The sequence below is a fragment of the Sphingobacterium paramultivorum genome, assembly GCF_014109745.1.
GTDB lineage: Bacteria > Bacteroidota > Bacteroidia > Sphingobacteriales > Sphingobacteriaceae > Sphingobacterium > Sphingobacterium paramultivorum.
On sequence record NZ_CP058555.1, the window covers coordinates 5,303,093 to 5,328,860 of the forward strand.

At 40.8% G+C, this 25,768-nt stretch carries 15 protein-coding genes and 4 tRNA genes; 18 read left to right on the forward strand and 1 reads right to left on the reverse strand.

Annotated features, from left to right (window positions below):
• The 17 genes from HS960_RS22125 to HS960_RS22200 all read left to right on the forward strand — a co-directional run bounded on the left by HS960_RS22125 (nucleotide 1) and on the right by HS960_RS22200 (nucleotide 21,134).
• Complete coding sequence (locus HS960_RS22125; protein WP_182330643.1) at nucleotides 1-1,581, forward strand: SusD/RagB family nutrient-binding outer membrane lipoprotein; 1,581 nt, start codon at nucleotides 1-3, stop codon at nucleotides 1,579-1,581.
• Between the two features lie 18 nt (nucleotides 1,582-1,599).
• A complete protein-coding gene (locus tag HS960_RS22130; protein WP_153844377.1) occupies nucleotides 1,600-2,403 on the forward strand; it encodes a DUF4397 domain-containing protein in 804 nt (267 codons plus the stop codon).
• A 2-nt stretch (nucleotides 2,404-2,405) separates the two neighbouring features.
• Nucleotides 2,406-3,407 carry a phosphodiester glycosidase family protein gene (locus tag HS960_RS22135; RefSeq protein WP_182330644.1) on the forward strand — a complete coding sequence of 334 codons (1,002 nt, stop codon included), beginning with the start codon at nucleotides 2,406-2,408 and terminating at the stop codon, nucleotides 3,405-3,407.
• Nucleotides 3,408-3,955: 548 nt separating this feature from the next.
• A complete protein-coding gene (locus tag HS960_RS22140; RefSeq protein WP_202883710.1) occupies nucleotides 3,956-5,200 on the forward strand; it encodes an exo-beta-N-acetylmuramidase NamZ family protein in 1,245 nt (414 codons plus the stop codon).
• Nucleotides 5,201-5,251: 51 nt separating this feature from the next.
• Nucleotides 5,252-8,707 carry a SusC/RagA family TonB-linked outer membrane protein gene (locus tag HS960_RS22145; protein ID WP_182330645.1) on the forward strand — a complete coding sequence of 1,152 codons (3,456 nt, stop codon included), beginning with the start codon at nucleotides 5,252-5,254 and terminating at the stop codon, nucleotides 8,705-8,707.
• Between the two features lie 11 nt (nucleotides 8,708-8,718).
• Nucleotides 8,719-10,563, forward strand: coding sequence for a RagB/SusD family nutrient uptake outer membrane protein (locus tag HS960_RS22150; RefSeq protein WP_153844374.1), 1,845 nt, complete (start codon nucleotides 8,719-8,721; stop codon nucleotides 10,561-10,563).
• Nucleotides 10,564-10,738: 175 nt separating this feature from the next.
• Entirely contained in the window at nucleotides 10,739-12,598 is a 1,860-nt protein-coding gene (locus tag HS960_RS22155) for an outer membrane protein assembly factor BamB family protein (protein ID WP_182330646.1), read from the forward strand.
• A gap of 42 nt (nucleotides 12,599-12,640) precedes the next feature.
• Nucleotides 12,641-14,467 (forward strand): glycoside hydrolase family 9 protein, encoded by a 1,827-nt coding sequence (locus tag HS960_RS22160; RefSeq protein ID WP_227550066.1) that lies wholly within the window; start codon nucleotides 12,641-12,643, stop codon nucleotides 14,465-14,467.
• A 59-nt stretch (nucleotides 14,468-14,526) separates the two neighbouring features.
• Nucleotides 14,527-15,162 carry a polysaccharide deacetylase family protein gene (locus HS960_RS26955; protein ID WP_262889711.1) on the forward strand — a complete coding sequence of 212 codons (636 nt, stop codon included), beginning with the start codon at nucleotides 14,527-14,529 and terminating at the stop codon, nucleotides 15,160-15,162.
• A gap of 22 nt (nucleotides 15,163-15,184) precedes the next feature.
• Nucleotides 15,185-15,997 (forward strand): N-acetylmuramic acid 6-phosphate etherase, encoded by an 813-nt coding sequence (murQ, locus tag HS960_RS22165; RefSeq protein ID WP_145329004.1) that lies wholly within the window; start codon nucleotides 15,185-15,187, stop codon nucleotides 15,995-15,997.
• A gap of 39 nt (nucleotides 15,998-16,036) precedes the next feature.
• Nucleotides 16,037-17,527, forward strand: coding sequence for a sodium:solute symporter (locus HS960_RS22170; RefSeq protein ID WP_159727456.1), 1,491 nt, complete (start codon nucleotides 16,037-16,039; stop codon nucleotides 17,525-17,527).
• Between the two features lie 119 nt (nucleotides 17,528-17,646).
• Nucleotides 17,647-18,462, forward strand: a complete 816-nt coding sequence (locus tag HS960_RS22175) for a purine-nucleoside phosphorylase (protein ID WP_075994483.1) — start codon at nucleotides 17,647-17,649, stop codon at nucleotides 18,460-18,462.
• A gap of 113 nt (nucleotides 18,463-18,575) precedes the next feature.
• Nucleotides 18,576-20,645: a putative porin gene (locus HS960_RS22180; protein WP_182330647.1), complete on the forward strand. Its 2,070-nt coding sequence runs from the start codon at nucleotides 18,576-18,578 to the stop codon at nucleotides 20,643-20,645.
• A 130-nt stretch (nucleotides 20,646-20,775) separates the two neighbouring features.
• Nucleotides 20,776-20,853, forward strand: a tRNA-Val gene (locus tag HS960_RS22185).
• A 9-nt stretch (nucleotides 20,854-20,862) separates the two neighbouring features.
• Nucleotides 20,863-20,940: transfer RNA gene (locus HS960_RS22190), tRNA-Val, on the forward strand.
• Nucleotides 20,941-20,949: 9 nt separating this feature from the next.
• A tRNA-Val gene (locus HS960_RS22195) sits at nucleotides 20,950-21,024 on the forward strand.
• A gap of 35 nt (nucleotides 21,025-21,059) precedes the next feature.
• Nucleotides 21,060-21,134, forward strand: a tRNA-Val gene (locus HS960_RS22200).
• A 118-nt stretch (nucleotides 21,135-21,252) separates the two neighbouring features.
• Here HS960_RS22200 and HS960_RS22205 read toward each other — a convergent pair.
• The gene (locus tag HS960_RS22205) at nucleotides 21,253-22,434 is read right to left on the reverse strand and encodes an acyloxyacyl hydrolase (RefSeq protein WP_159727452.1); all 1,182 of its coding nucleotides are present in this window, start codon (nucleotides 22,432-22,434) and stop codon (nucleotides 21,253-21,255) included.
• 260 nt (nucleotides 22,435-22,694) lie between these two features.
• Between HS960_RS22205 and HS960_RS22210 the strand changes: the two genes are divergently transcribed.
• A complete protein-coding gene (locus HS960_RS22210; RefSeq protein WP_153844368.1) occupies nucleotides 22,695-25,640 on the forward strand; it encodes a M16 family metallopeptidase in 2,946 nt (981 codons plus the stop codon).
• The last annotated feature ends 128 nt before the right edge of the window (nucleotides 25,641-25,768 follow it).

Below are 25,768 nucleotides of genomic sequence, written 5' to 3' on the forward strand. Positions count from 1 at the left end.
ATGAAAGCAAAAATAGTCACAGCTTTGTTGTTATTGACTTTGATAATGACAGGTTGTAAAAAATTTATGGATATCAATGATAATCCGTCGTATCCACAGGATGTTAGGGCTGAGATTTTGTTGGCTCCGATTATATTTCATATGGCAAATGGTTATGCGCAGGATCAGACCATTATGAATAAGTTTAATCAATCTATTATGGGGGCTTCTGCAGATGATGCTTCAAAAATTTGGGAAAGGCATGGATTTAGGCTTCAGAGTGATGTTGGTGGCGTGATGTGGCGGATGGTCTATTTTAACCATGGTCGAAACCTGGCAAACATGATCCGGGATGCGGTAGAAAATGAGAAATATGAGTATGCCGCAATAGGTTATGCTGTTAAGGCCTGGGGATACCAAATGCTTACGGATTATCATGGTCCAGTTATTATGAAAGAGGCCCTGCGCGATCAGCTTAGCTTTACGTATGACGATCAAAAAGACGTTTATGCGCAAGTTAGAGTTTGGTGCGATTCTGCCTTATATTATATGGATCAAAAAAGTCCGCTTGATTATAGCGCTAATTTGAGCTCGGAAAAAGGAGATAACCTTTTTCGTGGTGATATGGGCAAGTGGCGCAAATTTGTTTATGGTATTCGGGCGCTTCAGTATATACATTTGGTTAATAAACCTGATTTTAAATCGAAATACGCGGATTCAGTCATCTATTACGTTGATCAATCGTTGGCATCGAATGATGACGATGCAGGCGTTAAGTTTTCGGGAGATAAGGCCGAAACCTCGAGTGTGGTGGGGCCGCTGTATGGGGTTTATACGAGTACGTACTATAGCCGTGCCGGTCAGCCTATTGTGAGTTACTTATCTGGAGGACTTAGGGGGGCGGTAACGGCGCCTTTACGTGTTGCAAGTGATCCGCGTCTCTTAAAAATGCTCAATAGGAACTTGGATAATGTGGCTGATACGGTGTTTTCCGGTGCTCTGCCGAACGTAACCAATTCGGCCACAATTATCCCTTCGATTCTCGGGAAAATTGTGGGTGGAGTGTATGAAGGGAAATTCATCTTTAGGGATAAAGCTGATTTTCCGCTGATGACTTACGCGCAATTGCAGTTGATTAAGGCGGAGGCGCTTTTCATCAAGGGGGCGTCGTCTGAGGCTTATCAGGCTTATCTTAATGCGATTCGTTCGCATATGACTTTTGTGAATAAGTATATCAATACAAATGGTGAAACAGCAATTACAGACGCTCAGGTGAAAGCTTACCTGACGAGCAGTGAAATTCCACAGACTTCAGCTGACTTAATGCTTTCTGATATTATGGGACAAAAGTATATTGTCCAATGGGGCTGGGGAGGATTGGAGCAGTGGTGTGATCTACGTAAGTATAACTATGATACTAGTATTTTTAAGCAGTATCAGCCACTCAGCGGTTCGGGCTTGCAATATCAGGCTTATTGTTATCGGGTTCGTCCCCGTTATAATTCGGAGTACGCCTGGAATGCAAAAGAATTGGATAAGTGGGGGGCCTTGGATCCGTATTATGTCACCAAGCCGACCTGGTTTGTAACAAAAGATAATTAATCCTTTAAAGATTAAAGTATGAAAAGTTTTAAAATTATATTGGGCGCCTGCTTGTTTCTTTTTGGTCTTTATTCTTGTGATAAGGCTATACAGAATTTTGGCGATGTGGAATTTATGGGTGCTGACGATGCAATTGTTAAAATTAACATGGCGTCCATTTACCCGGATGACCGTTATATGTATGTAAAGTTTGATGGTCAGCGTGTTACTCCACTTATTCGTGGTAGAGAGCCTTTCCCTGGTGGAGGCTATAATACGCGCGGTGATTCTCGTCCGGACTTTCTGAAATGGAAATCGGGTTCCGTCAATGTTCAGGTAGGTTTGCCTTATAAAACCGATAGTGGTTTGGATTCTATTATTTTATACGAATCTACAGTGAAGTTTGAAGCCGGCAAACGTTATACGTTGCATGTGACAGATACAGCAAAAAACACAAAAATGATCTTAAATGAAGAAGATTTAACCCGTCCGGATAGCACACAGGCGCGCTACCGTTTTACAAATTTAATGCCTAATGTAGAGGCTATTGATCTGTATTACGGAGCTGCAGCGGCAACTACGGAGCCGACGCAGGATTCTTTAGTAGCTAAAAATGTGAAATATTTGGAAACAAGTCCATATTTTGAACTAAATCGTATCACTGCACGGACATGGAAGATACGTAAAGCAGGGGCGCCTATAACGAATGCTTCGGTGCTGGCTTCTTATTCAAATGCCGGGGCAATTTTAGACCGAAGGTCATATACCGTGTATGCGCTGGGCTACGATGGTTTTACTTCTACCATCATGAAGCCTTATGTTTCATTTTTCTTAATTCGATGATCATGAAGGATAAAAAATATAGAAATAGATTGTGTGCAAGTGTATCGTTTTGCTTGCTGCTTTCATTGGTATCTTGTAAACAGAGAGATGATTATCCTGTTTTTGAGCAGAAGGAGCCTGTGGTTACTGTTCCGGAAGTTATCCCACCCGACAACGAGATAGGTGCGCTTGCAAAGAAGATCATGGATAAAACGGATATCATTGCGATTTTTAAATTAGATTCTACGACAACCCTGGCTGATGGAATAAAGCGTACACACGTTCGTTATATGAATAAATTAAATCAGGCCATGAGTATGCAGATCTTGGAAGTGGATCTCTCTAAAACTAATATAAGTGTTACTGCCCTAAGTCCTTTTGATGATTATTTATTTACAGTGCAGACGTTGGGAGATATGGCTAAATATAATGAGGGGCGCGCTGGGGGAAAAATTATAGCAGCGATCAATGGAGATGTGGTGACTTCCTCTGCGCCGACAGGTTCGTTTATATTTAAAAGCCGACAGTTGAAAACAACAACGACGACAGCTACATCGGATACAAGACCTTTTTTAGGTGTGAAAAAGGACGGTTCTGTTTTTGTTGGAAACAAGCCATCTGCATCATCTCCAATGGACTCATATAATTTAAATGATCTAGCTTCCTTGGTTTCTGGGGGTACCTGGCTTTTATATAAAGGTGCTGCTGTGACTTCGACGGTAACAACGGTTCAGGCTAATACTGCGGTGGGGCTAAATGCAGCTAGGAACTATCTGTATGCGGTGGTTGTGGATGGCGGCACAAATGCTTTTTCTGTTGGTATCACATATAACGATTTAGGAAAGATCATGGAGTCGATCGGATCTTCGGATGCCTTTGTTACAAATGGTGGGGCTGCGTCCGTCATGGTACAGCGTGCAGAAAGTGAAGGACAGTCCGGGTTTTTAAGCTGGAAAGTGGTAAATAGTCCGGTTGCTGTGGCAGGCGGTCCAAGTGCAAATGGGATTGGTTTTGTGTTAAAATAGATTTTATTTTTTTGTGAATAAAGGCTTTCGGATCGTTTATCGGAAAGCCTTTATACGTTATATCAATTTCATACTATGTTGGGAATTGTGTTTGCTGCGAAGTATGCTGCGTTAAATTGCGAAAAAGTAAAGGTAGTTTTTGAAATGAATGTTGCGGTTTTCTGCTGATAGGGCCCTGAAGTATGGTAATCAGCTATTTAAATGCTTAGTAGTACTGGTTTATGCGTGGTTGTATGAGGTGATTTTAAAGTAATGTATTTGTTACGTTTAGGTGTTCTAGTTACACTAATGGGTTACTTTTTTTTGTGCTTTATGTTTTGTAATTGATTGTTTGTCTTTTGCTTGTGTTTTGTTAGTCGTGAATTTTCTAGGTAAAAAAGGAAAAATTGTTTACTCGTTTCATATCCTAATAGAAAGTGAATACTTACTTTCTTTTGCGTTTTTATGACAATTTTAGTTTAAAAATCGAAAAGTTCTACTTACTTTTATCCTGATTTTCAATTATTCATGCATAAAACTGCATTTGTGCACGATCTAAAAGTCTATTTATGATGAAAACTACCTTACTAAATTTGACCTTTTTGGTTGCGGTTGTCACCTGTATTTCTTGTGGAAGTTCATTGAAGTCTGCTCAGACTAATGAAAAAGCCGGAAACAGCATTTCTGGTGATTTAACGAACAGGGTTGTTGTGCCCGGAGCAGATCAGTTAGCCTTGTATCTACCGCAATTAAAAGGTAAAAAAGTAGGGGTTATGGGAAATCAGACCTCTATTGTTGGGGCCGATAAAAAACATCTCGTTGATGTTTTAATGGATAATAAAGTTGACTTAAAATTTGCCTTTGCTCCTGAACATGGCTTCCGTGGTAATGTAGAGCGTGGCGAGAAGTTTGGAAATGATATTGATCAGAAAACAGGTTTACCACTATTTACATTATATGGTGGGAATAAGAAACAGGATTCGATTGTCAATTCCATCGATGTTATGATTTTCGATCTACAGGATGTCGGAGCGCGTTTTTACACTTACATCACTTCCTTACATCGTGTGATGGAGCTTTGTGCAAAGCATAACAAAAAATTAATTGTATTAGATCGGCCAAATCCAAATGGAGATCAGGTCGACGGCCCAGTAAGGCATGACGATAAGTTTAAATCCGATGTTTCTTGGCATAAAATAGCAATGATCCACGGTCTGACAATTGGTGAGTTGGCACAGATGATCAATGGGGAACACTGGTTGGAAAATGGTCGTCAGGCAGATGTACAGGTTGTAAAGGTGCAAAACTGGGATCACAAAACGATGTACAATTTACCGGTAATTCCCTCGCCAAGTCTACCCAACCAGCTTTCTGTACGATTGTATCTTTCATTATGCCTTTTCGAAGGAACTGATATTTCGGTAGGGCGTGGGACGGATTGGCCATTCCAGGTTTTGGGGTATACAAATCCGGTGTACGGCTCTTTTACATTTACTCCGGGTGAACGTCATGGTATGTCCAAGCATGTGGAAGGAAAAGGTGCAACGAATTATGGTATAGATCTACGTGCTTTGGATCCTGAAAAGCAAAAATTCACACTAAAATATATCTTGGATTTTTATCAAAAGACACCTGATAAATCGACTTTCTTTGCGAGGCCTGAATTTTTTGACAAGCTCGCAGGTACTGATCAGTTGCGTAAGCAGATTCTTGCAGGTGAATCCGAGGCGCAGATTCGCGCTTCCTGGTCGGATGACTTAAAAAACTATAAGCAAATGCGTAAGAAGTATTTGTTATATACTGATTTTGAATAGCAATAACTAACAATATTAACTAGAATCATTTATTTTAAAACTCTATAATCAATGAGAAAATTTGTACTATTTTCTGTTGCTCTTGGATTGAGTTTTCCTTCTGAATCCTATTCTTTTACAAAAAAAGAAAGCTCTTTGAAGAACGTTAATTCAACAAGCGTTCTTTTAAGTTCTTCTGCAAAAAGTGCGGTTCAAAATACAGTGCAAGGTACTGTAACGGATGGAAAAGGTCCAGTCTCTGAAGTGAGCGTGTCTGTAATTGGCGGTAATGCGTCAACGAAGACCAATGCGCAGGGGCATTTTAAAATTACAGCTGCCGTGGGGAGCAAGTTGCGTTTTTCATCCGTAGGTTATATTACACGAGAGGTTCCTGTGACTTCGAATTCGCTAAATGTAACTTTGGTCGATGATAATCAAACGTTAAATGAAGTCGTTGTTGTTGGATACGGTACACAGAAAAAGAGTAACTTAACAGGTGCTGTTGCGTCAGTTAATATCAAAGAGACAATGCAAGGGCGTCCTATTGCTGATGCAGGACGTGCCATGCAGGGTACGACTCCTGGATTGAGTATCGTTATTCCGAGTGGAGAGGTGGGATCTGATCCAACGATCAAAATTCGCGGTCAAATAGGTTCAATAACTGGATCCAATAATCCATTGATATTACTGGATAATGTGGAGATTCCGAGTATCAATATTGTGAATCCCGATGATATTGAATCTATTTCAGTTTTAAAGGATGCAGCAGCATCATCTATTTACGGAGCTAAAGCCGCGTATGGTGTCATTTTAATTACAACAAAACAGGGGGCTAAAACTGATCAGGTGTCAGTAAATTATTCTAATAATTTCTCCTTTCAAAACCCATTCAAGAAATACGAAATGGGGACGGTTGATGCATTGAGATATTCGTTGGATGCAGCTTTGCGCGTTGGTAGCAATTTTACTGGAGCTTTCTATAAAATAAATGAAGAAAGTTATCAAAAATCGGTTGAATGGCAGGATAAATATGGTAGCTCGGTCGGTAAAGATGATCCAACGTTGTATGGACGTGACTGGTATTATGATCCTGCAACAGGTTATAAATATGGCGTACGTACGTATGATCCATATGACTATATGGTTCGTGAGTGGGCTCCTACGCAACAACATAATTTATCGCTATCGGGTAAATCAGGTAAAACTTCTTATAATGTAGGATTGGGGTTGCTTGATCAGTCAGGTATGTTGAAGACTAATACGGACAAGTTCTCGAGATATAATGCTTCAGTACGGGTTTCTCATGAGATTAACAAATACATTACAGCGAGGGCAGGAGCTATTTATTCCCGTACGAATAAACAATATCCGTATGCAACGAATTCGACAACAGCAGATCCATGGTTATATATGTACCGTTGGAGTTCGCTGTATCCGTTTGGAAATGATGGTGACGGGGATCCAATTCGTAGTCCAGCTTATGAGACAGGTGCAGCAAACGTGGCAAGCCAGTTAAAAAACTATATGAATTTCAATGGTGGTGCTACTGTAAATTTCACGAAGAACTGGAAATTGGATTTTGATTACACATTGACCAATCAGGAGATGATCTGGAATAAGCCGGGTACACGTTTTACAGCAGGCAATTCCTGGGGAAATCCAGTGGTGAAAAAGGATGCAAATGGAAACCAGATGTATGTCGATGCAAATGGAAATTATGTGGATGCATCTGCTGCGGGCGCGATGGCTGCATATGATCTAGATTATTTCCAATATACAGCTGCAGGCTCTAATCCTGACCATTACCGTAAGGAAGATGAGAATTTCTTGCGCCATACGATCAATGCCTTCTCTACTTACAATTTAAGTTTGGATGGTGGGCATGAGTTTAAATTTATGGCAGGTTTAAACCGTGTTGCGGAACAAACTGAAAATTCTTGGACACAAATTACTAACCTGCTGGATATCAAGAATCCACAATTAACGTTTGGGTCGGGAACAGTGACTGGTTCCGGTTATAAAAAATGGGAATCTCAGATTGGTTTTTTTGGCCGGGTGAACTATGCTTATAAGGATAAATACTTGTTTGAAGCAAATTTACGTCGTGATGGATCGTCTAAATTCCCGACAAGCTTGCGCTGGAAATGGTATCCGTCGTTCTCTGCAGGTTGGGTGGTATCGCAAGAATCTTTTATGGACTGGTCACGTGAGTTCGTAAATCAATTTAAAATCCGCGGTTCATGGGGCTCAATTGGAGACCAGGCTGTTCCGAACAATTTGTATACAAGTTATATGACGAATGCCCAATCTAACTGGATTAACAGCTCAGGAAATAAGGATTGGTATGTAGGATCTCCTGCCGCTGTTCTATCTCAGGTAGGCTGGCAAGATATCCAGACCTTGGATTTTGGACTTGACGCAAGATTCCTCAAGAATAAATTGGGGCTTGTGTTTGATTGGTACCAACGCGATACCAAAAATATGCTAGTGCCGATGGAAGGTGTTGCTGCGACTTTTGGTGCTGAGGCTCCTAAAGGTAATTTTGGCGCTTTACGTACGAGAGGTTGGGAGCTTGCCGTTGATTTTAACCACCGTTTCGAAAATGGTTTGGGAATTAATCTGCGTGCAAACGTATCGGATGCAAAATCTGTTATCACAGAATACGGTACAACAACTTTAGTGGATGGATACTATAACGGTAAGACATTCGGTGAAATTTGGGGTTATGAAACGGATCGTCTATATCAAAAAAGTGATTTCGTTTATGAAAACGGGAAACTAGTTACGACAACCGTCAATGGTAAGACAATGAACAAGTTGTCTGATCCAAATGGAGCTTACCAATCTTGGGTTCAAAATTCTTCTACCTTCCTTTATGGTCCCGGTGATGTTAAGTTTAAGGATTTAAACGGGGATGGTGCTATAGATAACGGTAAGGGGACAATTTCAGATCATGGTGACCTTTCTGTGATTGGTAATTCGACGCCGAGGTATGAATATGGCTTTCGTTTAGGGGCTGATTTCAAAGGTTTTGACCTCTCTGCGTTCTTCCAAGGCGTAGGTAGCCGCCAGGTTTGGGGAAAAGGGTTCTTGGCGCAGGCCGGCTTTAATGCATCTGATGGAGCAATGCCTGCAGTTATGTCTTCAGATTATTGGACTGAAAATAATACGGGTGCATTTTATCCTGCAGCATACAGCAACGGTGGAACCGACAATATTAATAATATGCAGGTACAAAGTCGCTATTTGTTGGATATGTCCTATTTGCGTATTAAGAACTTAACCTTGGGTTATACCCTTCCGAAAGGAACGTTGAGTCGAATCGGAGTAAGCAATTTACGTATATACACTGCTTTGGAAAACTTCTTTACATGGGATAAACTTAATGGCTTACCTATCGACCCTGAAGCTGTTGTTGGGGTGAATATGTTTGTTGATCAGAGCTTGAATAATTACAATAGTGGCCGTATTGGTGTTGGAACGCCAACGTTCAAATCTGCTTCTTTTGGCGTTCAATTGACATTTTAATTGAAATTATCATGAAAATTAAAACAAAATTCTTATATATATTATTAGGTTCCTCAATGGTGTTATCAAGCTGTAACAGCTTGTTAGATCGCCCGTCTTTGGATCAGATTACAGATGGTTCGGGGCTTTATTGGAGGGATGAAAATGACCTAAGGTTATTTGCGAACGGTTTTTATACGCAATATTTCAACGGCTACAATAGTTCCTTTACGACGGATTATACGCCAGTAAGGGGGTATACTTTTTCAGACGATTTGACTTTTAGTGGTCAACAAGCTAATTTTGAAAATGCTATACCTGATACGCGTTCATCCACATCTGAAGTTGCGGCATGGCTTGATACGTATGCAGGTCCCACATGGAATTATTCGTGGGTTCGCAAATCCAATATTTTCTTGAATAGAATAGAGACTATTGCTAAGCCGAACTTAACCACAGCTCAATATAATCACTGGACTGCTGTTGCGAAATTCTTTAAAGCTTTTGAGTATTCTAGGTTGGTCTCTGTTTTCGGGGATGTTCCATATTTTGAATCTGAAGTATCTGCTTCTGATTTTGATACGCAATATAAAGATCGTGATAATCGTGGTGTCGTGATGGATCATGTGTACGATGACTTTGTATATGTATTGCAGAATATGAAAGCCGATGATGGTGCAAATGTGTTGAATAAGTATATTGCAGCGTCTTTTATATCACGTTTGATGTTGTTTGAAGGTTCTTGGCAGAAATACCACGGTCTTGATCAGGTAAGAGCAAAGAAATATTTGGAGCTTGCTCAAAGTGCAGCGGAGGTTGTTATGAGTTCAGGGAAGTATTCATTTACTGCTGATTTCAAAAGTTTGTTTTCTTCCCAGGATTTAGCTACCAACAAAGAAGTGATTATGTATCGTAAATACGATGCATCCGTTAGTGTGCTGCATGCAATCGGATCTTATCAAAATGGCATTGAGGCACAGGCTACAGCTCCAAATTTAAAATTGATCAAGGAATTTATCTGTATTGATGGTAAGCCTTATTCTTCATCATCACTTGCCAGTGCGGCTGATTTTTCGTTGAGTAAGTTGGCGACCTCTCGTGACCCGCGTTTTGAGGCTTCCTTTGATACGGATTTGAACTCCAAGGCTTCAACATTTGTCTATGGAACAAAGTATGTCGCTCGTAATGGCTATAAGATAACAAGTGCAAATCCTGATTATTCTAAGTGGAATTCAAATACCAATACATCAGACGCTCCTGTTATTCGTTATGGAGAAGTTGTGTTAAACTGGATTGAAGCAAAGCAAATTTTAGCCGAGAACTTTGGTGGTGGAGCTGTTACACAAACAGATCTTGATAAGTCAATCAATGCAGTAAGAAATAGGCCGCTTGACGAAGCTGCTATAGCTAAAGGAGTGACAAAGACTGCGCCGTTACAGATTGGTTCAATTGCCAATGATCCAGCTAGAGACGCAGATGTAACGCCACTAATGTGGGAAATACGTCGTGAGCGCCGGATGGAATTCGTGTTTGAATACTCGCGATTGCTGGATTTAAAGAGATGGAAAAAGCTGGGTTATATGGACTTTTCTAAAAGTACGGATTATTTCACAGGAATTTGGGTTGACGTAGCAAAACAGGCTCCAGATTTCTTAAAATCTAACTATGTTGGCGTCACCAAAGTGAGGAAAGCGGATGGAACCGTAGTGACTTATAATGGTTCTAATGCTGCTGATATGGTTGGTTTTATAGTGGTTCAAAATGCAGCAAATAGAAATGCCGTGGATGATAAATTTTATTTAGCTCCAGTGGGTAAAGCGCAAATTGTTGACTATGAGCAAAGAGGGTATAAATTAACACAAACTAAAGGGTGGTAATTTAATCCACATATTATGAGGCCTTGTCTATGTTTTTAGACAAGGCTTTTTTATGCCCATGATAGCCGAGGCTGTCGAAAACAAACCTAAATCTACATCTAAAATACTTTGCATAAAAACGCATTTTTATTTTATTATTATGCATAAAAACGCTATTTTTAAGAAAACATTACGCATGAGGTTTCCAATTATCACCTTTTTTATTGCATTATCCTGCGTTTTTAACGTTGTGATAGCGCAGCAGTCCTTCAAATTTGCCCACGTAACAGACACGCATGTCGGTGGTGCAACAGGAGAGGAGGATTTGCGACGTACTGTAAAGGACCTGAATACATTGAAAGATATTGATTTTGTTATACTCTCCGGAGATATCACTGAGTTTGGTGCTGATCATGAGTTAAAGCTTGCAAAGCGCATCTTAGATAGTTTGCAGCTGCCTTGGTATGTGATTCCGGGAAATCACGATGGAAATTGGTCTGAAAATGGAGCCAATACATTTCGTACCGTTTTTGGTGGTGAGACCTTTTTCTTTAAGCATAAAGGTTACGCATTCATTGGAACCAATTCAGGGCCAAATATGCGTATGAGTCCTGGCCAGATTCCTCGTGAAAACCTGGTTTGGATGGATTCCATTTTTGCAGCGAATCCTGATAATCAGCTGCCATTGATCTATATTAATCATTATCCACAGGATTCATCGTTAAACAACTGGTTTGACGCCTTAAAAAGGGTCAAAACGCGGAATGTTCAATTGGCGCTTTGCGGACATGGCCATGCCAATAAATTATACGATTGGGAAGGAATTCCAGGAGTAATGGGGCGTTCCAACCTGCGTGCGAATAAAGCGGTTGGCGGTTATAATATTGTGACTATCGCCGATGGTAAAGCGAGTTATCAGGAGCGTAATCCCGGTGTAGGGATGCAGGAGAAATCTTGGGTTGTTGTCCCTCTATTTAATCATCATTATGAAAATGAAACGGTAAGCTATCCGAGACCAAATTATGCTGTGAATACCAAATATGCAGATCAGGTTAAAGTCAATTGGACTTTCGAAGATGCTAGTGATATTGGGGCGGGACTAGCTGTTTACAAAAATAGCGTGATTACATCAAATACCGCGGGCGATATCTTTGCGCTTGATTTAAAAACTGGCAAAAAGCTATGGGCATTTCGTACAGGTGGTAAAGTTTATTCTACTCCGGCTGTGTGGAAAGGGATTGTCGTGGCGGGATCATCGGATCATGCAATTTATGCGGTAGATGCCCGTAATGGCAAGTTGTTGTGGAAGGTGCAGACTGAAAAGGCGGTTTTGGGTTCGCCTCTGCTACATAATGGCGTGGCTTTTATCGGTGGTTCGGATGGTAAGTTTAGGGCACTGGACATCAAGACGGGGGCTGTAAAATGGAGCTTTGATCAGGTCAAAGGATTTGTATCGACCCTGCCAACGTATTATTTGGGGAATGTAATTTTTGGCTCCTGGAGTAATGGATTCTATGCTTTGAATGTCAATACAGGTAAGTTGTCGTGGGAATGGAATAATGGACAGGCTAATCGGATGTTTTCAGCGGCGGCATGTAATCCAGTGGGGGTAAATAATCGTGTTTTTGTAGTTGCACCGGATCGTTTTATGACAGCACTGGATGCGAAAACGGGGGCGGTCATTTGGCGGGAAAAGAAAGATACCATTCGGGTGCGCGAGTCTATGGGGTTGGCAGCAGATCATAAACTGGTTTATGTGAAGACGATGGATGGGGATCTTTTGGGTATTTCAGTTGCTGGTGATCGTATGGCTGTTGCCTGGAAGTCCAAGCTTAAATTGCCCTACGAATTGACACCTTCTGCAATTACCTCCAATGGCAAATTGGTATTTGTGCCGAGTCATTCGGGTTTGCTATCCGGGGTTGACGCAAAAACAGGCGCGGTAATATGGCAATATAAAATATCCAATGGAATGGTTAATCCTGTAGCGCTAAATGGCAGGAATACAGTGATAGCGAGTGCGATGGATGGCAAAATAGTTTCATTACAGTTTTAAGCAATCGATTGAATTGATCTTTTTGAAAATAAATGCCTTGATATGATAAAAAAATGTCTAAACTTCTTAAATTTACGTCAAGCTTTTTTGCTTGTTTTTGCATGTTTTGTTTGTAACTTTGCGAAAGCACAGCAAAATGCTTGGATTAGAATAAACCAATTGGGCTATACTCCGGCGGGCAAGAAGGTCGCGGTATGGGGCGGGAAATCAATCAGGCAGCTTCGTTCTTTTGAAATTAAAAACGCAGAAACGGGTAAAACAGTCTATGTGCATCCCGTCGGAAAAGATTATGGGGCTTATGGTCCTTTTGTTCAAAGCTTTCGTTTTGATTTCTCTTCTATACAGGATACAGGACGCTTTTTTGTTCAGGCTGGTGATGTGAAGTCTCCAACATTTCGAATTGCTCGGGACGTTTACAAAGGAGCGGCAGATTTTGTACTGCGTTATATGCGGCAACAACGGACATTGTTTAACCCTTTTCTGAAAGATAGCTGCCATACACATGATGGATTTGCGCTTTATGCAGGAAAGGTTGGAATTCCCGATAGCTCCCATATCGATGCGGGTGGAGGTTGGCATGATGCTTCTGATTATTTGCAATATGCGACAACGTCGGCAAATGCGACATTTCATCTGTTAGCGGCTTACCGCGATTTTCCAAAGGTATTTGGTGATCTAAAGCAAGCAAATGGTCTTGATGGAAAAAACGGTCGTGCCGATGTACTGGATGAAGCAAAATGGGGCTTGGATTGGTTGTTGAAAATGCATCCTAAAGCCAATCAAATGTACAATCAGATTGGTGATGACCGGGATCATGCAAGCATGCGGATGCCAAAGGAAGATCCCTATTATGGTCGTGGATTTGAAAGACCGGTGTATTTTATCGATGGCGAACCACAACAGCGTGGTAAGTTTATGAATAATACGACGGGGACAAGTTCTACTGCTGGTAAATTTAGTAGTGCTTTTCGCCTGGGGGCAATGTTGTTTGACAAAGAGGATGGGAAATATGCAAAGCTGCTTTCAAAGAAATCGGAAACGGCCTATGCTTATGCCAATATAAAACCAGGCGTGACACAGACAGTTTCTGTGAAATCGCCTTATATTTATGCCGAAGATAATTGGGTGGACGATATGCAGTTGGCCGCTGCAATGGGGTTTTCGGTGACAAAAAAAGAAAAGTTTGCACGAGAAGCCTTAGGCTACGCCCGGCAAGAAAAGATTACACCTTGGATGGTAAGCGATACTGCTGCACATTATCAGTGGTACCCTTTTATCAATCTTGGGCATTATGAGTTGGCAAAAGGATTAAAAGGACAAGATCGCGAGGAGATTGTTTCTTATTATAAACAGGGGATTGAGGAAGTCAATCGGAGAGCCGAAAAAAATGCTTTTTTTCGCGGAGTCCCCTTTATCTGGTGTAGCAACAACTTAACGGTATCCTTTGCGATCCAATGTCTCTGGTATAAAGAATTGACGGGAGATGCGCATTTTGATGAGCTAGCCCAAGCAAATTTTGACTGGTTATTTGGGACGAACCCTTGGGGCACGAGTATGGTATATGGTCTTCCATCTGGGGGCGATACACCTGTTGATCCGCATTCGGCGTTTACCTTTCTTGGAAAGCATCCGATCGATGGCGGTTTGGTTGATGGGCCCATTATGGCATCCACGTATCGCAATCTGATCGGTATCAAGTTGAATAATCCGGATAGCTATGCGGAGTTTCAAAGTGATTTGGCGGTCTATCATGACGACTACGGAGATTATAGTACGAATGAGCCGACAATGGATGGTACCGCTTCGTTGATTTATCTGCTGGCTTCAAAGGAGGGTAAGGCAATGGAGGAGCCGACCGGAAAAAAGTAACACGGGATGTTTTCGGTGCTATTGTCCGGGGCGACTCGACAAAGCGGCAGGTGGCTCTGGTGTTTACAGGTCATGATTTATCTGAGGGTACAGCTGAGGTATTAGCAAGTCTAAAACGTAATGGCGTTAAAGGCTCTTTTTTCCTGACAGGTGATTATCTCAGAACTCCAGATTTTGAGGTGTATGTCCGTCAGATGTTAAGCGATGGCCATTGGATTTCGGGGCACTCGGATAAACATCTTCTGGTGAGTGACTGGGGGAGTAGGGATGTGCTTTTGGTGAAGCGTGACTCTTTTGTCGCTGATCTAAGGGCAAATCTGAAAGCACTGGAACGTGTGGGCGTTCAAAGAGAGCAGCTGTCCTATTATATTCCTTCTTATGAATGGTATAATAGTGAAACAGTCGATTGGGCAAAAGCAGTTGGTCTAAATTCGGTTAATTATACACCAGGAATACGGACTGCAGCTGACTATACCTATCCTGAAATGGGGGCTCGTTATTTATCGTCGACAGCGATTCTCGACAATCTCTGGTCTTATGAAACTCGATATGGGCTCAATGGATTTCTGATATTGATTCACATGGGAACCGATGATCGGCGGAAAGATAAACTGTATCATCATTTGGATGATATCATTAGCATATTAAAGGGGAAAGGGTATCAACTTGTGGATGTGCCCGATTTATTGAAATAAAGAAATACAATATATACTAATAATGGTAAATACAACGGAGAAAGATTCGAATTATCAGGATTTGGACAAGATGTCTGTGCATGAGTTATTGACAAATATCAATAATGAGGATAAATCTGTGCCACTTGCTGTAGAGCAGGCTATCCCTCAGATTGAAGCATTGGTTAAAGTCACTGTGGAGAAAATGAAGGCTGGTGGTCGAACTTTTTATATCGGCGCTGGTACAAGTGGTCGTTTGGGCGTGTTGGATGCGTCAGAATTACCTCCGACTTACGGCGTTCCATTTGAATGGATCATTGGGTTAATTGCTGGTGGTGATACTGCAATTAGAAAAGCAGTTGAATTTGCAGAAGACGATTTGGAGCAGGCCTGGAAAGATATGGAAGCCTATGATATTGATGAAAACGATGTTGTTATCGGTATTGCGGCCTCTGGAACCACACCTTATGTTATTGGCGGATTAAAAACGGCAAACGAGAAGGGGCTTGTGACGGGATGTATTGTCTGTAATGGGGGGTCTCCGATTGCTGAAGTAGCGCAGTATCCGGTTGAAGTTATTGTTGGGCCAGAATTCGTTACCGGATCTACTCGGATGAAATCGGGTACAGCACAGAAACTTGTGTTAAATATGTTCAGTACCGCAGTGATGATCCAATTGGGCAGGGTAAAAGGGAATAAGATGGTCGATATGCAATTGTCAAACCATAAGCTGGTCGGTCGTGGTGTACGTATCATTATGGATCAAACCGGGGCGCTTGAAGAAGAGGCAGCGGCTTTACTTGAACAATTTGGTAATGTAAGACAGGCAATTGAAGCTTATCAGGCTACCCATTGAGTATAACCTACTAAAAATCACCTATTTTAAAAACAAACTATGTCACCAGTAATATTATTATCTTTTATAATAATCTATTTTGCAGTTCTGCTTGCAGTAGCTCACTTCACCTCGAAGGGGGCTTCCGATAACTCTACTTTTTTTGTCGCAAACCGGAACTCTAAATGGTATATGGTCGCCTTTGGGATGATCGGTACCGCGCTCTCCGGCGTAACTTTTATTTCGGTTCCCGGCGCAGTCGGTGCGTCTGAATTTAGCTATTTTCAATTTGTTCTTGGGAATGCCGTTGGTTTTGTCATTATTGCCTATGTATTGCTTCCGCTCTATTATAGAATGAACTTGACTTCCATTTACACGTATTTGGAAGAACGTTTTGGGCACACCACGTATAAAACAGGTGCTGCTATTTTTTTGGTTTCCCGTACGATAGGTTCAGCATTTCGTCTTTATTTGGTGGCAATCGTATTGCAGCATTTTATTTTTGATGCCTGGAATGTGCCTTTCGCGATTACGGTCGTTATATGTTTGGTGTTAATCTGGATGTATACAAATAAGGGCGGTTTAAAGACAATCATTGTAACGGATACCCTACAGACTACCTTTTTAGTGACTGCAGTAATTCTCTCCATCTATTTTATGGCAAAAGGATTAGATTTTGGTATTGTGGATACTTTCGAGGCTGTGAAAGAAAGTAGTTATTCCAAGATCTTTTTCTGGGATGATTTTGTAGGCAGTAAAGCAAATTTTTGGAAACAATTCTTGGGAGGGATTTTTGTGACCATTGCAATGACGGGGCTTGATCAGGATCTGATGCAAAAGAACTTATCGATGGGGACCATTAAAGAGGCCCAAAAGAACATGATCACTTTTACAAGTGTTTTTGTGGTCATTAATATTTTCTTTTTAGCTGTCGGTGCTTTGCTGTATATCTATGCGGCTAAAAACGGGATTGATGTGACTCAACTGGCAACACGCGATTATTTGTACCCAGAAATTGCATTAAACCACTTGGCAATTGTTCCTGCAATCATTTTTATGATGGGGCTGACGGCCGCTACTTTTGCAACGACAGATAGTGCGCTAACTGCCCTAACGACATCTTTCTGCATAGACTTTTTAAACTTCAATAAAAAAGAAAATCCCAATGATCCAACGCTGATCAAACAGCGTAACTATGTCCATTTTGGTTTTTCCATTGTGATGTTGTTGGTTATTTTGGTCTTTAAGCTGATCAATGATGATTCGGTCGTAAATGCAATCTTTACTGCGGCGAGTTATACCTATGGGCCTTTGTTGGGTTTATTCGTTTTTGGAATATTCACAAAATATGCGGTGCGGGATAAGGCTGTACCCTATATCTGTGTGCTTTCGCCTACCGTATTATTTTTGCTTAAAACCTATGTAATTGAGGTGTATACACCGTATGTTATCGGATTGGATTTGATCATTATAAATGGTTTTATCACGTTTGTAATGCTTTTGATCAGTTCTCCAGGTAAAGCAAGTGAAAAAGCATTGTCCCACAATTAATGCATTTCAGCTATAAAAAGTTTCTCCATTGGTGAGAAGATGTAAATACAAGTAGTGATTTTGATTTGTACGTACAGAAAAATTAAGTTAAGTTTGATATACTTAGTTTTTCTGTACGTATGTATCATAGCATAAATGAGACTACGGAATTTATCCGTAGAAAAATTGGAGATTTTGCTCCAGAATTCGGTATCATCCTAGGTACTGGTTTAGGTAAGTTGGTTGATGAAATTGAAGTCGAGTATCAGCTGATGTATTCCAATATACCTAATTTCCCTATTTCAACTGTTGAATTTCATTCTGGTAAGCTTATTTTTGGAAAGCTGAGTGGACGCAATGTGGTCGCTATGCAGGGAAGGTTGCATTATTATGAAGGTTATGATATGCAGCAGATTACATTTCCGATCCGGATCATGAAGGTTTTGGGGGTACAGAAATTGTTTGTTTCCAACGCTGCGGGATCCCTTAATCCTGATGTGAAAAAAGGTGACCTTGGAATTATTGAAGATCATATCAATTTATTGCCGGATAATCCGCTTCGCGGACAAAATTTGGCGGAGTTTGGACCACGATTTCCGGATATGAGCGAGCCTTATAACCGAAAGATGATCGAGCAGGCTCTTGAAATTGCAGCCAAACATGCTATTGCTGCGCGAAAAGTTGTTTATGTTTCTTCCGCAGGTCCAAATTTGGAAACAAAAGCTGAATATCGTTATATGCGCCTGATCGGTGGCGATGTGGTCGGTATGAGTACCGTTCCGGAGGTTATTGTCGCCAATCATATGGCTCTTCCGGTATTTGCCATTTCTGTTGTTACGGATGAGGGCTTTCATGAACAACTTAAACCTGTGTCGTTGCAGGAAATTGTCACTGTTGCGGAGAAAGCGGAACCTAAAATGACATTAATTTTGAAAGAATTAATAGCTTTGCAATAAATTACATCTTTATGTGTCACCGTTGAAGGAGAAGGTTGCTGGATTTGTGTGGTGTGAAGGGTAATTGGTTCATTCAGGTGAATTTAGCTTTTTTGGTTTTTATATAATTTTAGATGAAGTTGATCGTACGCATACTTGCCGCATGGTGTGTTTTATTTATTTATTCCGTGGATGTCATTGCGCAGAGCAAAGAAGATTGGAGCAGTGCATTGGATTCGGCTAGAGCCAAGGAGGATGGAAAGAAGGATTCCGTTATCCTGTCTGCAAAGTATATCCGATATGCGACATTGGATATGTTAAAAAAAGCTACTTATACACGGCAGATTGATACATCACATCATAACTATCAGTATTATAATCCGCAGAATTTACCATGGAATCCCAGTGTGAACCTTGGGGCCTATGGCCTTGCCACACGGGATCTATTGTTCCAGCCTAAAAAGACCATTGGCTTTCAGTCTGGTTTTACAGCGTTGGAACGTTATTTATTGAACCCCGATTCGGTCCAATATTTTAGGGCCCGGGCGAGGTACTCCGAATTGTCTGCGGTAGGATTCTTTTTTAATGACCAGGTTTTTAGAGCTCGGGTGGCCCAGAATATAAATTCCCAATGGAATATGAATGTCGATTTCCATTCTACCAAAACGGATGGATTTTACCTTGGACAGAGTTATTCAGATTTAAAGGCTTCAGTTGCTTCTTGGTATGAATCGAAAAATAATCGGTATAATTTGTTGATCAATGGGGTATTTAATCGTTTGGATGCCATGGAGAATGGTTCTATTACGGAAGATCTTCCATTTGCGCCTGGAAATAGACAATCGCCGGACCGATTTATACCAAAATTCTATGATGCGAGTAATACAAATATACCTCGGTCTAAGTGGTGGGATAATTCATTTTTCCTGAGACAGTCACTTTATTTGGGGCGATTGGATACAATTGATAAAGGTAAGCCTACGATGGAGATCCGTCCAACGAATAGCATGGCACATAATACCCGCCTCCGAAGACAGACTTACAGCTTCTTCAAGAACATGGATGACCAAAATGCAGCTTTACCATACAATAATAGGGCGTTGGCGCTAAACAATGATAAGACGCTGATCACGAATGTTTCAAATGAATTTGAATATAACTTTTTTCTCAGAGGGAAGTCGGTCTTTAAGAATGAGGTAAAGTTGAATTTGGCTTTTCAGCACGACATGAACTGGGTGGAGCAGAATCAGTTGGACTCCATGCGGTATTATAACAATACTTCAGCCTATCCTCAGCCACTGAAGAAATTGCCGGATAGCACAACATTTAATCGTTTTTATCAAAATGGAATCGCGAAAGGTGAATTGGGATATAAGTTTTCAGATCGTCTTGATTTTAGTTTAAAAGCGAATCAAATCGTATTTGGCCACAACTTTGGGGACTTCTTGTATGAAGCTAAAGCGGATATCGCTATGGGGGATAAAATCGGAAAGGTGACGTTTTCAGCTTATTCACAGAACAAATCCCCGGAGATGGTTTTCGAAAATTTGAATTATACCTACGGAAAATGGAATGATTTAGATCTTAAAAAGACTAAAATTCAGAATCTGGGGTTTCAATATGCCAATCCGATGCTTGGTTTCCATGGCAAGGTTGAGTATTTTCTGATGAACAATTATACCTATTTCGAAGAGTTGTCCAATCCACAGAACGATCCGAAGAAAGATAAATGGATTGTTCCGGCACAATTGGATAAAGCTAATTTGTTAAAGGTAACCGTTGGACAAAAATTTAAATTAAACCATTTTACCTTCGATAATCTTGTGGTCTATCAGAAGACAGATCAAAAGGATGTATTGGCTGTCCCGGAGTTGTATACCTGGCATAGTTTGTATTACAGTAACCTGTTTTATAAAGTTATTGATTATAGTATCGGTCTGGACGCAAAGTTCAATACACCCTATGCCAATCCGAATTATTCGATTGGGACAGGACAGTTTTACAATGCTTACAAACAGATTGAGTTTTCGACGTATCCAATCATGGATCTATGGGTTACAGCGAATATACAACGGGTAAATATGTTTTTGAGTTATAATTTTTTAAATCAGAACTTCTATCCGCATGGTTACTATACCGTCAGACGTTATCCGATGAATAGTGCTAATTTTAGATTTGGTATTTCTTGGAAGTTCTATGATTAAAAATTATTTCGGTGTTTCTTAGCTTGTTGTGATGTTTAAGGCATAAAATCTTGTAAAATAATTTTGAGAATAGAATTTTTAAGCTATATTTGCACACGCAATTAGGGAACGGCGTTCTTTAAAAAAGTATGGAGGCTTAGCTCAGCTGGTTCAGAGCATCTGCCTTACAAGCAGAGGGTCACAGGTTCGAATCCTGTAGCCTCCACCATACAAAGTCGGAGAATTAGCTCAGCTGGTTCAGAGCATCTGCCTTACAAGCAGAGGGTCACTGGTTCGAATCCAGTATTCTCCACCAATCCAAAACGGAGGCTTAGCTCAGCTGGTTCAGAGCATCTGCCTTACAAGCAGAGGGTCACAGGTTCGAATCCTGTAGCCTCCACAAAAGCATCATCAAATGGTGCTTTTTTTTCGTTAGGGGGTTTAGCTCAGCTGGTTTAGAGCACTACCTCGACAAGGTAGGGGTCACTGGTTCGAACCCAGTAATCCCCACGATAAAAAAAGCGTTCTTCATGAACGCTTTTTTTATGTATTGAACTCGCTGGGAAATTTGAAAGCCCCCGATCCGGTATTCAATCTGTCTCGGGAATCTCTCATGTTTATTTTCTTACTATTTCCGTTTCTTACCTAGTTTAATTCCGTAACCTGTTGTCCATTCAATAAAATCAGCTTTACCGCCATGGGCTTTAATGGAAACACCGGCAAAGAAATCTTTGTAAACTTTATAACGTACACCTACTCTTAAATACACAGGCATGCTCTCGCCATTGAATTCGTTGCGATGAAGATAGGCTCCAACATTTCCGTTGATGTATAGACGTGAATTTAACACATGATCAATGTAGAATGCTGGGCCGTAAGAAAATAAGGCGGAGAATTTCCCGGCTTTGTCGCCGGCAACCTTTTCGTCGTTTCCGCTGGCTGAATAAAATGCATCAAACCCAGCGCCAAGTCGCCATTTGTAGCCGAAATGCTTGCTGTAGTATGCACCTAACGTAGATTTAAAATATTGGCCGTCGTGTTCGCGATCAATCTGTTTGAAGCCAAAGGCATAGTTGAAATGGAGTTCCTCTGTTTTCTCCATCTGTGGAATACTTGTTTTTCTATAATCAAAAGGTTTGTTTGTTGGTGTATACGAAACAGATAGGCTCAAGGGGACGAGGTTTATCCCTGTGTTCGGTAATGCCAGGGCTCCATTGCTGAAGTGATGAAAGGCTGCGCCGGCCCCTACCTGGAAGTTTTTATTTAGGCGGTAGTTGACCTGAAGTCCAAGGTCAATAAATACATTATTTTTGCTGCCGATAAGTAGGTTGAAAGGATTGTCTTCCTCATTATAAGGATTGAATCTGCCAGAGAGACCGAGTGCAATCCGATAGTTGAAATTCCATCTCGAATTTACTTTTGGTCTAATGGGAATGGCGACAAAGCCATAGGCTGCGAAAGGTCGTCCGAGGTGTTCCTGGCCAAATGTACTGCTGTAGATCCCGATGCCGTATATTGGATAGTTGTATATTTCGTTGTAAATACTCTTTAGGGAGTCTTGAAACTGTGTTTGAAAACCGACTCTGAAATTTAGTCCGCTATAGTAAGAGTCTGCAAGGGTTTCTTTGGAGGGCTCATTGAATTTGAGTTCGCCCCCGCTTTCATGTTCAAGTTGAAATATAAGTCTCGTCTTGGCTGGGGTACGGCTTTGTAAAGTATCCTTCGGATTTTCTATTCGGGGTGTGACCTGTGCTGTGGTACGAAAGGAGAGTAGTGCCAAGGCCACAAAAGCAAGTATTCTTGATCTCATGAAATAAAACGTTAGCGTTTTTTAAAATATTTGCAAAAATAAGAATGATATATCATTGTAACAATAGTATTTAAACAGTAGCGAAATCTAGTTGTAAAAAATGCCATTTTTCAGCCACATCTTGTCGGTTAGTGGCGGGAGAAATTGGGTGACTTAACCATCAGGATGTCAAATGGGTAAATAATTATTGTTTATGTCTTTAATTGTATTGCATATAAAAAGCAATTTATCTAAGTTTGAGGTGAAAAGAAAAAGGAAATATGATTAAAAACCTATTTAGAATTACTGCTGTTACGTTTGCACTAACAACAGCAGGGTATGCTTTGTTTGCCCAAAACGCCAAATTTGATTGGAAAGAAGCATCTGAGGGGGGGTACACCTACAAGTACGTAACCAACGATCCTACCCATTCGCGGTTTTACAAGCTAAAAAATGGCTTAACTGTGATTTTGAGTCCGACCAAAAAAGAACCACGTATTCAAACTTACATTGCAACAAAGGCGGGGAGTAAAACAGATCCGAAAGATCACACCGGTTTGGCCCATTACCTGGAGCATATGTTGTTCAAAGGAACTGATAAATTTGGCTCTAAAGACTGGGCAAAGGAGAAACCTTTGTTAGATCAGATTGATGCACTCTATGAGAAATACAATGGTACAACAGACGAAACCGAACGGAAAGCAATCTATAAGGAAATCGATAAAGTATCTGGAGAAGCCGCGAAATATGCTATTGCGAATGAGTATGATAAATTGATGGCATCAATGGGAGCGGAAGGTACCAATGCTTTCACTTCATTTGAGCAGACTGTTTATCAGGAGCAAATCCCTAGTAATGTAATGGATAAGTATCTTGCTGTACAGGCAGAACGATTTAGATATCCGGTATTGCGTCTGTTCCATACTGAGCTGGAAGCTGTGTATGAAGAGAAAAATATCAGCTTGGATAAAGATAATCGTAAGGCTGTGGAGTCGATGTTTTCAGCAGCATTTCCCAATAATAATTACGGAAAGCAGACGACAATTGGTACTGTAGAGCACCTTAAAAATCCGTCTTTGAAAGCGATTCGTGAATATTTTCATACCTATTATGTCCCTAATAATATGGGGGTTATTATGTCGGGGGATTTTGATCCTACCGAGGTGGTGAAAAAGGTGGATAAGACTTTTGCTTTTATGCAGGCGAAAGAAGTTCCGGCCTATACTTTTGATGCGGAGAAACCAATTTTAACTCCTGTTGTCCGCGAGGTGAAAGGTCCGGATGCTGAATTTATGTTAATGGGATTCCGTTTTCCTGGCGCTGCGACAAAGGATGCCCGTATGCTCAATTTGATGAGTCAGATCTTGACAAATGGTTCTGCTGGTCTGATTGATCTGGATTTGGTGAAGAATCAAAAATTATTAGGTGCAGGTGCTTTTCCTTATGTGTTAAAAGACTACTCTTTGCTCCTGTTGCAGGGTAATCCTGGTCAGGGACAGAGCTTGGAAGAGGTGCAACAGCTGCTGTTGCAAGAATTGGCGAAATTGAGAAAAGGTGAATTCTCGGATGATTTGATTACAGCCATTGTCAACAATGCGAAGAAAGACGAAATCAAACAGAATGAAAGCTATGGTGACCGAGCTGAATCATTGATGGATGCCTTTACTTCGGGCCAGGATTGGGCGTCTGTTGTGGGATATTCGGATGAATTGAATAAAATCACCAAGCAAGATGTGGTGGATTTTGCTAACAAATACTTGAATGATAATAATTACGTCGTTATTTATAAACGTAAGGGTGTTGATAGTAATGTTGTTAAAGTTGTTAAACCTGAGATTACTCCTGTAACGGTCAATCGCGACGACCAGTCTGAGTTCTTGAAGCGGGTTGAAGCAATGCCAGAGGATAAAATCCAGCCGGTATGGGTAGATTATAACAAAGATATTCAGAAAGCTACTGCAAACGGTTTGCCAGTACTTGCTGTAAAGAACTCAGATAATGAACTGTTTTCGCTGTCTTATCGTTTTGATGGTGGAAAATGGAGCAATAAGTTACTTTCATTGGCTGCGGGTTACCTTGAATTTTTGGGTACAAAAGATAAGTCTAGTGAGCAATTCAGCAAGGATTTTTATCAATTGGCTTCTGATTTTTCGGTGTCTGCAGGAAATGAGGAAACCATGGTGTCGATTTCAGGTTTGAATTCCAACTTTACGGCTACATTGAACTTGATTCAGGATTTATTGCGTAATTGTGTTGCTGATCCGGAGGCTTTCAAAATGTATATTGCCCGTCTTAAAAAAGCGAGAGCAAATGCGAAAGAAAACAAGGGCGCTATCATGGAGGGTCTAAAATCTTATGCTAAATATGGCGCTAAAAATCCGTTTAATAATGTGTTTACAGATGCGGAATTGGATGCTTTAAAAGCGGAGGATTTGGTGAAGGCATTGCACGATTTGGCTAATATGAAACATACGATGCTTTATTTTGGCCCATTAACTGCCTCGGAATTTGTAGCGAAAGCGAAGCCTTTGAAACAAGGTGCTGGAGAGTATGTTCAGGCGAAAAAGGCGGTCGTGTTTGCAGAATTGCCAACAAGCAAGAACCAGGTCCTTTTTGCTAATTTCGATATGAAGCAGGCTGAAGTGTTTTGGTATAGAAGTTCAGGAATATACAACAGTGCTTTGACACCGACTGTTTCATTGTTTAATAATTACTTTGGTGGCGGAATGGGAAGTATTGTCTTCCAGACTATCCGTGAATCAAAAGCATTGGCTTATTCAACTTATGCTTATTATGGACAACCTTATAAAAAGGAAAACCATTATACAGTAGGCGCTTACATTGGGACGCAGGCAGATAAGTTTAACGATGCGATTAAAGGCATGAACGAACTATTGGATGTATTGCCTGAAAGTGCTAAGGGGCTGGATATTGCGAAAGTAAGTCTGGAAAAATCAATTGCCAGTGAGCGTGTGTTGAATGCTTCTATTTTAGGTAGTTATCTGGCGGCACAACGTTTGGGGAATGCAACTGATATTCGCAAAGTTGTCTATGAGCAAGCGCCAAAATTAACTTATGGCGATCTAAATACTTTCCACAAGAAAGAAATGAGTCAAAAGCCGTACGTTTACTGTATTGTAGCGAAGGAAGAAAGTCTTAAGCCAGAAGATCTTGCAAAATTGGGCGAGGTTAAAAAGCTGGATCTTAAAGAGATCTTCGGCTATTAGATCCAGAATTGCTTGTCTTAAGAATTAGATTAGCTTATGAAATTAAAGAAGCCTCCGGTGTTTGCCGGAGGCTTCTTTCGTGTCAGGTTTTGTGATGCCCTTTGTTTTTTTCTTATTTCACGCTACGC

What these genes read in the sequence shown, in the direction of transcription:
- HS960_RS22125 (WP_182330643.1), top strand. Translation starts at nt 1, where the DNA reads ATGAAAGCAAAAATAGTCACAGCTTTGTTGTTATTGACTTTGATAATG.
- HS960_RS22130 (WP_153844377.1), top strand. Translation starts at nt 1,600, where the DNA reads ATGAAAAGTTTTAAAATTATATTGGGCGCCTGCTTGTTTCTTTTTGGT.
- HS960_RS22135 (WP_182330644.1), top strand. Translation starts at nt 2,406, where the DNA reads ATGAAGGATAAAAAATATAGAAATAGATTGTGTGCAAGTGTATCGTTT.
- HS960_RS22140 (WP_202883710.1), top strand. Translation starts at nt 3,956, where the DNA reads ATGATGAAAACTACCTTACTAAATTTGACCTTTTTGGTTGCGGTTGTC.
- HS960_RS22145 (WP_182330645.1), top strand. Translation starts at nt 5,252, where the DNA reads ATGAGAAAATTTGTACTATTTTCTGTTGCTCTTGGATTGAGTTTTCCT.
- HS960_RS22150 (WP_153844374.1), top strand. Translation starts at nt 8,719, where the DNA reads ATGAAAATTAAAACAAAATTCTTATATATATTATTAGGTTCCTCAATG.
- HS960_RS22155 (WP_182330646.1), top strand. Translation starts at nt 10,739, where the DNA reads ATGAGGTTTCCAATTATCACCTTTTTTATTGCATTATCCTGCGTTTTT.
- HS960_RS22160 (WP_227550066.1), top strand. Translation starts at nt 12,641, where the DNA reads ATGATAAAAAAATGTCTAAACTTCTTAAATTTACGTCAAGCTTTTTTG.
- murQ (WP_145329004.1), top strand. Translation starts at nt 15,185, where the DNA reads ATGGTAAATACAACGGAGAAAGATTCGAATTATCAGGATTTGGACAAG.
- HS960_RS22170 (WP_159727456.1), top strand. Translation starts at nt 16,037, where the DNA reads ATGTCACCAGTAATATTATTATCTTTTATAATAATCTATTTTGCAGTT.
- HS960_RS22175 (WP_075994483.1), top strand. Translation starts at nt 17,647, where the DNA reads ATGTATCATAGCATAAATGAGACTACGGAATTTATCCGTAGAAAAATT.
- HS960_RS22180 (WP_182330647.1), top strand. Translation starts at nt 18,576, where the DNA reads ATGAAGTTGATCGTACGCATACTTGCCGCATGGTGTGTTTTATTTATT.
- HS960_RS22205 (WP_159727452.1), bottom strand. Translation starts at nt 22,434, where the DNA reads ATGAGATCAAGAATACTTGCTTTTGTGGCCTTGGCACTACTCTCCTTT.
- HS960_RS22210 (WP_153844368.1), top strand. Translation starts at nt 22,695, where the DNA reads ATGATTAAAAACCTATTTAGAATTACTGCTGTTACGTTTGCACTAACA.